This is a genomic window from Duodenibacillus massiliensis, from assembly GCF_928721995.1.
Classification (GTDB): domain Bacteria; phylum Pseudomonadota; class Gammaproteobacteria; order Burkholderiales; family Burkholderiaceae_F; genus Duodenibacillus; species Duodenibacillus massiliensis.
On sequence record NZ_OV788642.1, the window covers coordinates 2,199,725 to 2,213,005 of the forward strand.

General features: G+C 57.9%; 11 protein-coding genes. 9 read left to right on the forward strand and 2 right to left on the reverse strand.

The genetic code is table 11. The features are described 5' to 3' along the window. The first annotated feature begins 1 nt into the window (after position 1). The 7 genes from NXF97_RS10100 (at position 2) to potE (ending at position 9,325) form a co-directional block, all read left to right on the forward strand. The gene (locus NXF97_RS10100) at positions 2-1,312 is read left to right on the forward strand and encodes an MFS transporter (protein WP_274955891.1); all 1,311 of its coding nucleotides are present in this window, start codon (positions 2-4) and stop codon (positions 1,310-1,312) included. Positions 1,313-1,333: 21 nt separating this feature from the next. After that, positions 1,334-2,500, forward strand: a complete 1,167-nt coding sequence (locus tag NXF97_RS10105; RefSeq protein ID WP_274955892.1) for an iron-containing alcohol dehydrogenase — start codon at positions 1,334-1,336, stop codon at positions 2,498-2,500. A gap of 75 nt (positions 2,501-2,575) precedes the next feature. Next, the gene (locus NXF97_RS10110) at positions 2,576-3,994 is read left to right on the forward strand and encodes a mechanosensitive ion channel family protein (protein ID WP_274955893.1); all 1,419 of its coding nucleotides are present in this window, start codon (positions 2,576-2,578) and stop codon (positions 3,992-3,994) included. 10 nt (positions 3,995-4,004) lie between these two features. Beyond that, positions 4,005-4,934: a nucleoside deaminase gene (locus NXF97_RS10115; RefSeq protein ID WP_274955894.1), complete on the forward strand. Its 930-nt coding sequence runs from the start codon at positions 4,005-4,007 to the stop codon at positions 4,932-4,934. Then, a complete protein-coding gene (locus NXF97_RS10120; RefSeq protein ID WP_274955895.1) occupies positions 4,931-5,920 on the forward strand; it encodes a S66 peptidase family protein in 990 nt (329 codons plus the stop codon). Before NXF97_RS10115 ends, NXF97_RS10120 begins: the two co-directional genes overlap by 4 nt. A 22-nt stretch (positions 5,921-5,942) precedes the next feature. After that, positions 5,943-7,793 (forward strand): ATP-binding response regulator, encoded by a 1,851-nt coding sequence (locus NXF97_RS10125; RefSeq protein ID WP_022373143.1) that lies wholly within the window; start codon positions 5,943-5,945, stop codon positions 7,791-7,793. 182 nt (positions 7,794-7,975) lie between these two features. After that, positions 7,976-9,325 carry a putrescine-ornithine antiporter gene (gene potE, locus NXF97_RS10130; RefSeq protein WP_084765631.1) on the forward strand — a complete coding sequence of 450 codons (1,350 nt, stop codon included), beginning with the start codon at positions 7,976-7,978 and terminating at the stop codon, positions 9,323-9,325. 165 nt (positions 9,326-9,490) lie between these two features. On the opposite strand, the gene NXF97_RS10135 is transcribed toward potE, so the two are convergent. Both NXF97_RS10135 and NXF97_RS10140 read right to left on the reverse strand, forming a co-directional pair. After that, the gene (locus tag NXF97_RS10135) at positions 9,491-10,156 is read right to left on the reverse strand and encodes a response regulator transcription factor (protein WP_022373141.1); all 666 of its coding nucleotides are present in this window, start codon (positions 10,154-10,156) and stop codon (positions 9,491-9,493) included. Between the two features lie 108 nt (positions 10,157-10,264). Next, positions 10,265-11,092 carry a ZIP family metal transporter gene (locus NXF97_RS10140; protein WP_274955896.1) on the reverse strand — a complete coding sequence of 276 codons (828 nt, stop codon included), beginning with the start codon at positions 11,090-11,092 and terminating at the stop codon, positions 10,265-10,267. 343 nt (positions 11,093-11,435) lie between these two features. On the opposite strand from NXF97_RS10140, the gene accD reads away from it, so the two are divergent. Together accD and dapA are read left to right on the forward strand one after the other, a co-directional pair. Further along, positions 11,436-12,317 carry an acetyl-CoA carboxylase, carboxyltransferase subunit beta gene (accD, locus tag NXF97_RS10145; RefSeq protein WP_274955897.1) on the forward strand — a complete coding sequence of 294 codons (882 nt, stop codon included), beginning with the start codon at positions 11,436-11,438 and terminating at the stop codon, positions 12,315-12,317. 44 nt (positions 12,318-12,361) lie between these two features. Continuing rightward, the gene (dapA, locus tag NXF97_RS10150; RefSeq protein ID WP_274955898.1) at positions 12,362-13,258 is read left to right on the forward strand and encodes a 4-hydroxy-tetrahydrodipicolinate synthase; all 897 of its coding nucleotides are present in this window, start codon (positions 12,362-12,364) and stop codon (positions 13,256-13,258) included. The last annotated feature ends 23 nt before the right edge of the window (positions 13,259-13,281 follow it).

A 13,281-nucleotide genomic window follows, 5' to 3' on the forward strand; every position in this document is an offset into this window, starting at 1 on the left:
CATGGCGCTTTTTGATCCGGCGGCTTTAAAGACGGGCGTACGTGTGCGAGAAGTCTGGGGGTGGGCGCTTTTTGATGCGGCCAATTCCGGCTACAGCACCGTCATTCTCACAGCCGTTTTCAATACCTATTTTGTGAGCGTCATCTGCGGTAGTGCCGACTGGGCGACCTTTTTGTGGACCGCGGTGGTGGCGGCATCCAACATCCTCTGCCTCATTCTGATGCCCGCCTTTTCGCGGGCAGCCGACATCCGTGCTGAGAAAAAGCGCTGGTGCTTTATCGCAACGCTTTGCTGCATTGCGGCCACGGCCCTTTTGACGTTTACGGGCCCGGGAACGGTGGCCATCGCGGCGCTTCTTGTGATTGTGAGCAACATCGGTTTCAGCGTCGGGGAATCCATGAATTCGGCGTTTTTGCCGGAACTTGCCAAACCCGAGTCCCTCGGGCGCGTGTCGGGTTGGGGCTGGAGTTTGGGCTACGGCGGGGGCCTTGTGACATTGGCGCTTTGTCTGATTGTGCTTCAGATTGCGGGGGCCTTTGATATACCGCAGACTGAAAGCGTCCCGGCGGTAAGCCTTGTGGTGGCGGTTGTTTTTGCCGTGACGGCGCTGCCTTTTTTCCTGTGGGTGAAGGAGCGCAGCAGCGCCGGCGCGGTCACGGAAAGCTTTGCCGCAACGGTTTTGGCGTCCTTTAAGGAAATGCGGGGGACGCTTGAACTTATCCCCGCGTACCGCGATTTTGCGTGGCTTACCTGCTGCGGGTTTTTATATCAGTGCGGCATTGCGACCGTGATTGCGCTTGCGGCCGTGTACGCCTCGGCCGTCATGGGTTTTACCGTCACCAAAACGCTTATCATGGTGCTTGCCGTCAATATTACGGCGGCGGTCGGTGCCTTTTGTTTTGGGTACGTGCAGGATAAATTGGGGCACAAACGGGCCCTTGCGCTCACGCTTCTTTTGTGGATTGCGATGGTCGCAACAGCTGCTGCCGCGCAGGGCGAAGCTCTTTTTTGGGTGAGCGCCAACCTCGCGGGCCTTGCGATGGGGTCAAGTCAGTCCGCAGGCCGCGCGATGGTGGGGCTTTTGGCCCCTGAAAAGCGCCTTGCGGAGTTTTACGGCCTCTGGAATATGGCGCTTTGGCTTTCGGCTGCAGTGGGCCCCTTAACCTACGGGGCTGTGAGCTGGATGAGCGGCAACAACCAGCGCCTTGCGATTTTGGTTACCGGCCTTTTTTTCGTTGCCGGTCTTTTGGTTTTATCGCGCGTGAATCTTGCGCGCGGCACGGCACAGAAAAGCGCCGTGGTGAGTCTTTGATTTTTGGGAGAGTCGTGCGTCATGCAGAACTTCGTTTACTGTAATCCGACGGAACTTGTTTTCGGGCGCGGTGCGCATAAGGAAATCGGGATGCGCATGCTCCCCTGGGCCAAAGACGGCAAAAAAGCCCTGGTGATTTACGGGGGCGGATCGGCCAAGCGAAGCGGCGTTTTGGACGACGTTGTCGCGGGCTGCGAAGCCGCGGGCCTTGCGGTGGTCGTAAAGGGCGGCGTCAAGCCCAACCCTGAAATGGATTTTGTGCGTGAAGTCACGGCCTTTGCCCGTGCGGAAAATGTGAACCTCATCATCGCTGTGGGCGGCGGCAGCGTGATCGATACCGCCAAGGCTGTGGCCGCTTCCGTGCCTTACGCCGGGGACGGCTGGGACTTCTTTACCGGGAAAGTGGTGCCTGAAACGTGCCTTCCGGTGGGGGCGGTCCTCACGATTCCGGCCGCCGGAAGCGAATCGTCAATCCGCTGCGTCATCACCCAAGGTAACGAAAAGTTCGGGATGGGTAACGGCGTGATCCGCCCCAAAGTGGCGGCAATCAATCCGGAGCTCTTTTTTACGCTCCCGAAAAAGCAGGTTGCGGCGGGCGTCATTGACATGATGAGCCACATCATGGAGCGCTACTTCACAAACACCCCGGCCGTGGACTACACAAGCGGCCAGGCCGAAGCCGCTTTGAAAACGATTATGGCAAACGGCCTTAAAGTGATGGAAAACGTCCGCGACTACGATGCCTGGAGTCAGGTGGGGCTTGCGGGCACCTTTGCGCACAACGGCTACTTCGGTCTCGGGTTTGAAGAAGACTGGGCCTGCCACGGCATGGAACATGCTTTGTCTGGGTGGGACACCACGATCACGCACGGCTTTGGGCTCGCGGCAATTATTCCGAGCTGGATGCGCTATGTGGCGCATGCCAACGAAGCGCGTTTTGTTCAATTTGCCCGCAACGTGATGGGCGTGGAAAAAGAGGGCAGTGCCGAAGAAGTGATTGCCCTTGGTATCGCCAAATTCACGGTTTTCCTGCAGAAGATGGAACTTCCCACACGTCTTTCTGAGCTCACCGACAAACCGGTGCCGGTGAAGGAAATCGCGGCGCTTGCGACGAAAAAAGGGCCGCTGGGGCACTTTAAGGTTTTAACGACGGAAGACGTGGAGGCTCTTTTAACCGCCGCACTCTGAAGTCGTAAAAAAGCGGGGCCGATGGTCCCGGCCGCCTCATGATTAACTGTTGTTTTTTTCACGGTCCCCACCGTCATGCCTACAACTGAATCAACATTAAATTTCATTCCGGAATTTCTCCGGGACATCGCAGGCCGGGTCCTGCCGCAGCTTATGTCAGAGCACTTCTGGATACAGTTTGCCGCCGTCGCGCTCGCCGTTTTCATTGCGGCGGGGGTCTCCGCTTTTGTCGGCAAAAAGCACGCCTACTGGCGCAGTAAAAACAGAATCAGCGAAAAATTTAACCGCCCCTTGGATTTTTTCTTCGGGATTTGTTCGGGTGTGGCGTTTTCGCTCGCAGCGGCCCTGGTGCTGTCGCTTTGTGTGAACATCCTGCAGAAAACGGGCATGCTTGCCGCGGGCGGTGAACCGGTTTTTGCTCGGGTGGCGTATTCCGTCTTTTACGCCTGGGCTCTCATTATCATCATCCTGCAGGTGCTGCGCGTCATGATCGGTCCCAAGTTTGAAAACGGGGCGATTGAAAAGGGCGTCAAGATTGTCTTCTGGGTGCTCGCTGTTTTACAGATTGCGGGGATTTTGGGTAACGTCGTTGACGCCATGCACGAAGTGGCGATTCCGATCGGTTCGGGCTCACTCTCGCTTTGGTCGGCGATGGTCGGCGTCTTGACCGTTGCCTTGGCGCTGGTGGTTGCCAATTGGATTGCGGGCCTCATTGAACGCCGGATTATGGTTAACGGCGACATCGAGGTAAACCTCCGGGTCGTCATCTCCCGCGTGTGCCGTGTGGGGCTTTTAACCTTAGCCGTTCTCATATCGCTTTCCTTTGCGGGCGTGGACCTCACAATCCTCTCGGTCTTTGGCGGCGCGATCGGCGTTGGCTTAGGCTTCGGGCTGCAGAAGATTGCTTCGAACTACGTCTCGGGGTTCATTATTCTGCTCGACCGCTCTGTTCGTATCGGAGACCTCGTTGAAGTCGGCGCATTTCAGGGGGTGGTCACCAAGATCAACACCCGTTATTCGGTGGTCCGTAACTTAAGCGGCGAAGAGCTCGTGGTCCCGAACGAAATGTTTGTGACAAGTTCGGTGAAGAACTTCTCCGGCAGCGACCGTGCGGCAACCGGAAGCGTCGAAGTGGGTATCGCTTATGAAGCCAACGTTGACCGTGCGCTCGAGATCCTCCTTGACATCATGAAGTCACAGCCCCGCGTGATGCAGACGCCTGCCCCCAGGGTGGTGATCAGCGGTTTTGGCGACAGTGAAATTATGCTTAAGGGCGTCTTCTGGGTGCGCGACCCCGAGGCCGGCGTAGGGTCCCTGAAATCCGCGATTTTCCGTGAGGTGCTGCGGCGCTTTTCTGCAGAAAACATCGAAATCCCGTACGCCAAGAGCGAAGTGAAGCTCTCGGGCGCGGTGGCGCTCACCCCGGCTGCCAATGTTGAGAGTCAGCCGGTCGTAAAGCCCGCTGAAGTGAAGGCCGGTCAGGCCGTGAAGTAGGAAAGGCTGTATGGACGCGGCTGAGGCAAAGGTCATTACGGATGCGGCGCTCCTTTGGGAGCGGATGTCCTTAAAACGCAGCATTACGCCCGCGGGCCTCACGCGCTTCCCCGAAGAGGCACGCCTGCTGCGTGATGTCCTCATCGCGGCGGGCGCCAACGCTGGGGATGACACCGCAGGGCTCACCAATTTCCTGCGCCGCATCCGCAGTTTCCTCAAACGTGACGGCAGGTGGCTTGCCGCCCAAAACCCCGATATCACGGATTTTTTAAGGGCTTGCGGAGCCGTCACCATTGACGGCACCACGGTGCGTATTCTTCTTCCCCGCCTTTTTTCGGACAAGGATTCCTTTGCCGGCTTTGAAGCAGCTGTTTCTGAGCTTCGTCAAAAGCGCGCCCTCGAGCGCGCCGCGCGCCGCGCAACGCTGCAGGCGAAAAACAAGGCCGTCAACGCCCCGCAGGCGCCGGCCGTTGACGCCGCATTTGACGCGCGGTGTATGGCGGAAGCTTTAGCAGAAGCCCGCGCGGCGGCCGACCGCGGGGAAGTTCCCGTGGGGGCGGTCCTTGTGCATGAGGGAAGCATCATCGCGAGGGCCGGCAACCGCGTGAGAGAAATGAAAGACGCAACGGCGCATGCCGAAGTGCTGGTACTGCGGCAGGCAGGCCGGATGCTCGGCAGTGAACGTTTGACCGGGGCGGTTCTTTACGTGACCCTTGAACCCTGCCCTATGTGTGCGGCCGCGGCGGCCCTTGCGCGTGTTAAGCGCATCGTCTGGGGGGCAGACGACGCTAAATGCGGGGCGCTTAAAAGCACCACGAACGTGATTGAGGCCTGCCGCATGAACCACAGGCCCCTCTGTACCTGCGGCGTGGAAAAAGAAGCGGCCGTCAAACTCCTGCAGGACTTTTTTGCCGGACGCAGAAAGGAGAAGGCCCGATGACTGAGGAAGTCAAAACCGTACGCGATCCGCTTCTTGTGATCACCGCGCCCGCACGGGTGCCCACGCTGGGTGAGGACTTTGCGGCTTACGATACGGCCTCGGTTGACGCTTGTGAGGCTCAATTTCGGCGCCGCGGCTGGCGCGTCAAAGAAACCGCCAACGTCCGCCTCATGGATCACCGCTTTGCAGGAAGTGACGCTGCGCGGGCCGCGGGCCTGCAGGAAGCCTTTGACGAAGTGGACGCAGACGTCATTTTGTGTCTTCGGGGCGGCTACGGGACGGCAAGGCTCCTTCCAAAAGTTGACTGGGAGAGAGCGGGCGCGAGCTGCGCCGCGTTTGTGGGTTTGAGCGACACAACGGCCGTCAATTGCGCGCTTTACGCGGTAACGGGCAAAGCCTCCTGGCAGGGGCCAGTCGCACGAGCCTTCAGGCTCGTAAACCCCGCAAGAGACGCCGCCTTTGAAGCGGCCTTGATGAGTGAAACCTTTCACCTCAAGGCCTCTGTGACGGGCGAGGCGTTTAACGCGGGCGGCATTTTCTGGGGCGGAAACCTCGCGATTTTGACAAGCCTCGTGGGTACCCCCTGGTTTCCTAAGATTGACGGCGGCATTTTGTACGTGGAAGACGTCGCGGAACCGGCCTGGCGCATTGAACGGATGCTGCTGCAGTTAATCCAGGCGGGAGTGCTCACGCGCCAGAGGGCGCTTATCGTGGGCAGCATGACCGGGGCCGATAAAACGGCGGGTGAGGGCGCCGGGCGCTTTTCCCTAAGTGACGCCCTCGCGTGGATTCGCCGTGAAGCCAAAATTCCCGTCGCCTCAGGGCTTCGCTTCGGCCATCTTGCCGATACCCTGACGCTGCCCTTCGGGGTAGAGTCTGATGTGGCTTCTGACGGCAGTAACCTCACCGTGACTGCATACGGGTGCGCGTCACCTGCAAGCCTTCCCTGGAGGGAAGCGCCCCCGGCAGACCTTTGGTGGCATTAGAACTTTTTGTGGAGTACCGGCTGTGAAAACGAGCGTGATCCTGGAAAAACTGCGGTCGTTCATGCGCCTGAGCCAGACCCCGGTGTCGGCGCACATGCTCGTGGAGCAGATCAGTCAGTCTCTGAGGCTGCAGCCCGTGGTGATTGCCACCCAGGCGGTGGCCGCTGTTGCGATTCTTCTTTACTTCTGGTCGGTCGCTTTTAAGCCCGTGCTTTTTGTCTGGGCGGCCGCGGTGGTTGCGGTGCTTTGGTACTGGACCGACTTTAAGCGCCGCTTTGCCAGGGACGACGCCCGGCAGACTAACGTCCGTCAGTGGATAAGCCGCTGGATGGTGCTCTGCGGCGCAAGCGGCCTTTTGTGGGGCGCGGCGGGCTTTGTGTTTCAGCTCATGGCTCATGAGATGCTTGATCAGATGATTTTGGTCTGCATCATCATTGCGGTCGTTTTTGCCTCCTGGCCCGCGTTTTCCTGCTGGTTGCCCGGGCTCACTGTCTTTACCGTGGTGTCTTTGAGCCCGGTCCTCTTGGTGCTTGCCGCGGCCTACGGCGTGGGGGAGGCCGCCGTGAGCCTCATTCTTGTGGTGGTCGCGGTGTGCGTGCTCTATTGCGGGCGGCACTTTAACGACATTGTGGCCCGCGGCGTTATCCGCGAGGCGCAAAACGCCCGGCTCGTGGAAAAACTCAGAGCCGAAAAGTCGCTCGCGGAAAGTGAGCGCCGGGCGACGGCCCTGGCAAGTGAACGCCGGGCACGGTTTTTCGCGGGCGCGAACCATGACCTGCGGCAGCCCCTGCAGGCGATGGGGATTTATCTGCAGATTCTGCAGGCGCGCGCGACCGGCTCGGACAAAGAAGCGGTGGAGCAGTTAAGTAAGACCGCGCAGACGATTTCGATGCTTGTGGAGCAGCTTTTGGAAGTCAGCCGCATCGAAACCGGCAACATCGAAGTCAAGTTTGAAAACATCCGGATTGCGGACCTCTTTAACGAGTTAAGCCGTGAGTTTGCGCCGGTTGCGGCCGCCAAAGGTTTTCTCTTTCAGATCCGGCCCGTGGACGCGATGATTTCAACCGACCCGCTCCTTTTATCCCGGATTCTCCGAAACCTCATCAGTAATGCTTTGAGGTACAGCACAAAGCCCGGCTCCAAGATTGTGCTTGGTGCAAGGCGCCGCCCCCAAGGGAAAATCCAGATCGGTGTTTACGATCAGGGGCCCGGGATTGAAGCCGCGGACCGCGAAAAAATCTTTGACGCCTTTTACCGCGGTAAATCCAGTGAAGGCATGGAAGAGGGGTTCGGTCTGGGACTTTCCATTGTCCGTGGCCTTGCGCAGCGGCTTTCAATCCCTGTGAGTGTGGCCTCCCGCGTCGGGAAAGGTTCTGTGTTTCATCTGAACTTTGTGGAAACGGAGAGCACCGTAAAGGCCGCGGGTAACGGCCTTCCGATCGCTTCGGGCCTGGATATCCGGGGCTCGATTGCGCTTCTTGAAGATAACGCGATCGTGCGCGATGCGGTGGTTCTCATGATGAAAAGCTGGGGCGCGGATGTGGTGGCTTCGGGCGAACCCGATGACGCCTTTATGAGTGACGTGATTGACCGGGCCACAAACGGAACCTTGTCTGCCTTTATTTCGGACTACAACCTGGGAAGCGGCAAGCCTACGGGCCTGGAAGCCATCTTTACGGTACGGAAAGCCTCTGGCCGCAAGATTCCCTGTGTGCTTTTAACGGCCGTAAACGAAGACGAAATCCGGGCGGCCTACCGGCAGCTGTGTCTGAATCCCGACAACGCCGGGCAGGCGATGCCCGTCATCCTGCAGAAACCCGCGACCGCTGAGTCTCTGGCCTCGGCCTTAAGGCGCGCCGTAGCCGAACGCTGAAATTTCTGTTTTTGCGGGCCTTTTGTGGTGCAAATCCGACAGTTAGTGTGCGGCAGAAACCTTGCGGGTTAACACCTTGGGCATTTTGCTTAACTTCGTGTAGGCTCCGCATCAAACCGGCAGGGCGCTTTCTCTGCCGCATTTCCTTTTGAACTCACTTTGCGAAAGATACTGGCAAGACAATGACAACGCGCGCTGTGACCAAGCCCAAGATGAGCTGCCTGCAACTTACGATGGCCGTGATGCTCAATATGCTCGGCTCCTCCATCATCCTGATGCCCACGAAACTTGCGGAAGTCGGAACCTTATCGATTCTCTCCTGGGTCGTCACTATCACGGGCGCCACAACGATTGCCTATGTTTTTGCCAAGTGTGGGATGTTCAGCCGCAAGACCGGGGGCCTTGGCGGTTACGCCGCCTACGCCTTCGGTAAGTCGGGTAGCTTCATTGCCAATTTCAGCTACGGGCTGTCTCTGGTGATCGCAAACCTCACGATCGCGATCAGCATCGTGGGGTATGCGGTGGTTTTGTTTGATGTGCAACTCACTCCTTTGGAAGTGGGCCTGGCGAGCATCTTTGTGATCTGGATGTGCAGTCTTCCAAACATCGGGGGAGCGCGCTTTATCGGGTCGCTCGCACATCTTTCAAGCTACGGGATCCTCATTCCGATTCTCATTTTGATCGTCATGGGCTGGAGCGGGTTTTCGGTGGATCGGTACGTCGCCGGATGGAATCCCCAGAACATGAGTCTTTTTGACGGGATCTCCGCAGGGATCTCCATGACGCTTTGGGGCTTTTTGGGGTTGGAGACCGCGTGCGCAAACAGCGAAGCCGTGGAAAACCCCGAAAAAAGCGTGCCGCGGGCTATGGTTCTTGCAACCCTTGGTGCCGGCATTGTTTATGTGCTCGCGAACAACATCAGTTTCGGGATTGTCGACAATTCCGTTCTCTCGCGCTCAACGGCCCCGTTTGGGCTTGTGTTTGCCACGCTTTTTTCGCCTGAGGTTGGAAAAGTCGTGATGGCTCTGATGTGCCTCGGGTGCATCGGGTGCCTTGTGAGCTGGCAGTTTACGATTTCGGAGGTCTTTCGCGTCTCCGCGCATGAAGGGTATTTTCCGAAGATTTTCGGACAGGTCACGCGCCTTAACGTCCCGATGAAGGGGATTTTCATCATTCTGATACTGCAGTCCGCGGCGGCACTGCTTTCGATTGACCCCCGGCTTGAGCAGCAGTTTTATATTCTCAAAGACCTCGCGGTCGTCACAAACCTCGTGCCGTACCTTCTTGCCTTTGCGGCCGTGAACGTCATCATGCACCGCGCCTCAACAAACGAACGCGCTGTGGACACCAAAACCGCCAAACGCACGACCATGGTTGCGACCTTTGCGTCCGTTTATTCCCTCTACGCGCTATACGCCTGCGGCGAGCAGGCGATGATGTGGGGCGGGCTTGCGACGTTTTTGGGTGTTTGGCTTTACGGCTATGCGGCGCATTCGCTTGAAAGGAAGGGGCAGTTGCGCGGAGAAGAGTAGATGCCGGAAAACGCGCTTCAAGGGTGTGCACCCCTGAGTCGGCTCAGTGCTTCTTTTTTGTCTTTCCTTAATTCGAACTTTGGCTTTTCCGTTGCCAAAGCGCAACGTTTGTTGCTAAAAAGGGCCGAACTTTTCGGCCCTCAGTGTCTTTACCGGTAAAACGTATCAGAGGTCAATCTGAAATCCCGCGCGCCGCGCAGCAATCAATGCCTCGGTACGGTTGGTGGCGCCAAAGGCGCGGTAGATCGCCGCAACGTGCGTCTTCACAGTCCCTTCGGAAAGGTTCAGTTCCCGGCAGATGCGTTTGATCGGCAGCCCGCGCGCAAGCGTCGCAAGCACGTCCTTTTGGCGTGCGGTGAGATGCACGGTCTCTTTCGGAGCTTCGGCGGTATCGGTGTTTCCCTGCGTTAAAAGCCCGGCCTTCTGGCTGTCAGACAAAAGTTTCGTCGGAATAAAGACTCCGCCTTTCAGTACAAAGTCAATGGCGGCCGTGAGCATCGCGGCGTCCAGTGACTTCGGTACAAAGCCCGCGGCCCCGAGCTGCAGGACCTTAAGGATATTTTGCTGATCAACGATTCCCGAGAGCACCAGAATCTTCATTGCGTTTTCCGCGGCAACGAGTTCCTCAAGTAACCCGGTGGTCGACTGAGCTCCGGGGAGGTTGAGGTCCAGAATCATGAGGTCGGTGTCGGCGCCGTAGGTGCGCGCAAGTTCCCGGGCTTCATCAGCCGTAGACCCCGTGTGAATCACGGCGTCCGGAAATTTGGCGGTAAGAAGTGCCTTTAAAGCGGAAACAATCAGGGTGTGGTCGTCAACAATGAGAAACTGCATGACGGGCTTCGTGCAAAAGATTGAAAAACAATCCGATATTTTAAAAAATCGCCGGCAGGCCCGAGCAGGGCACCGCCGGCGGTTGTTTTGCCAATTGTTAACCGGACTTTAGCCGAGCGACGTATCAAGAATCATCATGAGTAAGAAGCCCGTCATCACCGCAAGGGTCCCGGTGTCCGAATGGGAGTTAAGGTGCGCGGCCGGGATGAGTTCTTCCACGACGACGTAAAGCATCGCGCCCGCGGCAAACGCCAAAAGCCAGGGAAGATAGGGACTCACAAAGGGAACGATCGCGACCGTGAGAATCCCGAAAACGGGTTCCACGATGCCCGAAAGTGCCCCCACGGCAAACGATTTGTTGGCGGAAAACCCGCAGCCCTTTAAGGGGAGGGCCACGGCTGTGCCTTCCGGGATATTCTGAATTCCGATACCGATGGCAAGCGCCGCAGCCGCGGAGTAGGCGAGGGGGTCGCCCGTTAACGCCGCAGCGGCAAAGGTAAGCCCCACGCTCATGCCTTCCGGAATATTGTGCAGCGTCACGGCAAAGACGAGCAGTGTTGTTTTGTCGAGGTCACACACGGGGCCTTCCGGCGTATTGCTGTCAGCGTGCTGGTGCGGCAGGAGCTTATCTAAAAGCGCCAGAAACGCCACCCCGAGCACAAAGCCCCCGGCCGCCGGAATCCAGCCGATGTCGCCTCTGGCTTCCGCCGCGTCAATCGCGGGAATTAACAGTGACCAGATACTCGCGGCAATCATCACGCCTGCGGCAAAGCCCAATGTGAGACTCTGCATGAACTGATTGTGCGTGTCGCGGATAAAGTACACGAACGACGCGCCGAGCGCGGTCATGGAAAAGGTAAACCCCGTTGCGGCGGCAACGGCTGCAAAAGGCCCTAAGGCCATCAAAGAAGTAATCTGAGCGGCAAGGTCGGACATAAGTTTTTGTGTGCGGAATGCGCGTCAGACCGCAGGGGAAAAAGGGAAATGGCGTAAGGAGGCGCATTCAAATAAAAGTTGCGCTTATTTTAGGTCGCGGCGCCCCGGATTTTCGCGTCCTCTAACACCTGAAGTTAAAAATCTATGGGCAGAATCGCTTTTCGTGTCATCCAATCGGCTGATGTTGGGCACTTTTTGCGGCTGATACCGACAAAATCTCAGGCGTTGACGCGCTTTGCGGCTTAAAATGACTGAACTTATCTGCGGGAGACGCTCTGAATGCGTCCGTGTCTCTGACGGACACTGGCTCCCGCCCGAACACGTAAAAAACACAAGACAGTTTATGAGTTGGCTCACACGTATCCTTCCGAAAATCTCCGCCAAGTCCAATGAAGGGACCGAAAAGCGCAAGAGCCCGATTCCCGCGGGCCTTTGGGTGAAGTGCCCCAACTGCGAGCAGGTGCTCTATCAAAGCGAATTAAAGGACAGCATCAGGGTGTGCCCCAAGTGCGGCTACCACATGCGCCTTTCCGCACGTGAACGTCTCAACGCCTTTCTTGACTGGAAGGGAACGCACGAAGAAATCGGCGCGGAGGTAAGACCCACCAACCCCCTGAACTTCGTGGACAGCAAGCCCTATCCGGCGCGTGTGGCAGCAGCCCAGGCCAAGACTGATGAGACGGACGCGCTCGTTGTGATGCGCGGGGAACTGAGAAAAGAACCGATCGTAGCCGCCGCCTTTGAGTTTGACTTTATGGGTGGCTCGATGGGAAGCGTCGTGGGTGAGCGCTTTGTGCTGGGCGTTGAGCGCGCCTTACGTGAGCGCATCCCCTTTGTGACCTTTGCAAGTTCCGGGGGCGCCCGCATGCAGGAAGGGTTGCTCTCGCTTATGCAGATGGCTAAGACCAACGCGGCCGTGGGGCTTTTGGGTGAAGCGCGCATTCCTTACGTGTCGGTTTTAACCGATCCCACGATGGGGGGCGTCTCCGCATCCTTTGCCTTTATGGGTGACGTTGTGATTGCCGAACCCCATGCCTTAATCGGCTTTGCCGGGCCCCGCGTCATCGAGCAGACGGTGCGGGAAAAATTGCCGGAGGGCTTTCAGAGGGCGGAGATGCTTCTCGAAAAAGGCGCCGTCGACATGATCGTGGACCGTCGGGAGTTGCGTCCGGTTATTGCCGAACTCGTTGCGCTTCTCGGCAAAAAAGCGACGCCTGCCGCATAAAATACGAATTTTCAAAAGCGCCGATACACAGGGAGAAAACAATCATGATTGCGCGCGGATCACTGACGGCGATCGTCACGCCCATGAAGGATGACGAATCGGTTGATTTTGACGCTTATAAAAAGCTCATTAACTGGCAGATCGAAGCCGGCACCGATGGCATCGTTTCGATGGGAACGACGGGCGAATCGCCCACGCTTTCCATTGACGAACATAACGCGGTTGTGGAGTGTGCGGTTAAGAGCGCCGCCGGGCGCGTGCCCGTGATTGCGGGCACCGGAGGCAACTCCACCACGGAAGCCATTGAACTCACGCGCTTTGCAAAGAAAGTGGGCGCGGACGCCTCCCTGCAGGTGGTGCCTTACTACAATAAGCCCACGCAGGAAGGGCTTTACCAGCACTTTAAGGCGATTACTGAAGCCGTTGACATTCCGGTGATTCTCTATAACGTGCCGGGCCGCACGGTTGCGGACCTTAAAAACGACACGGTGCTGCGTCTCGCGAAACTTCCCTCCATCGTGGGGCTTAAAGACGCGACCGGCGATCTTGCCCGCGCGATTGATCTGATCAGAAGGCTTCCTGCGGCCACCGGGGGCCGCGATTTTGCGGTGTATTCCGGTAACGACGACTCGGCCCTCGCGCTGATGCTTGTGGGCGGGGCCGGTGTCATTTCCGTGACCGCGAACCTCTTGCCCAAAGAAATGCATCAGATGGCTGCGGCGGCCCTTTCGGGCGACATCAAAACGGCCCGTGCGTTAAATGACCGCCTGATGCCCCTGCATCAGAAGCTTTTTGTGGAACCCAACCCCGTGGCACCGAAGTGGGCCCTTTACCGTATGGGCTTAATCGGGAAGGCGATCCGTCTGCCGCTCACGCTCTTGTCGGAAGCGAATCAACAGGTGGTGGAAGCTGCGATGCGCGAAGCCGACATGAAGCTCTGACGTTTTTCTGCCAATCTGTAAAG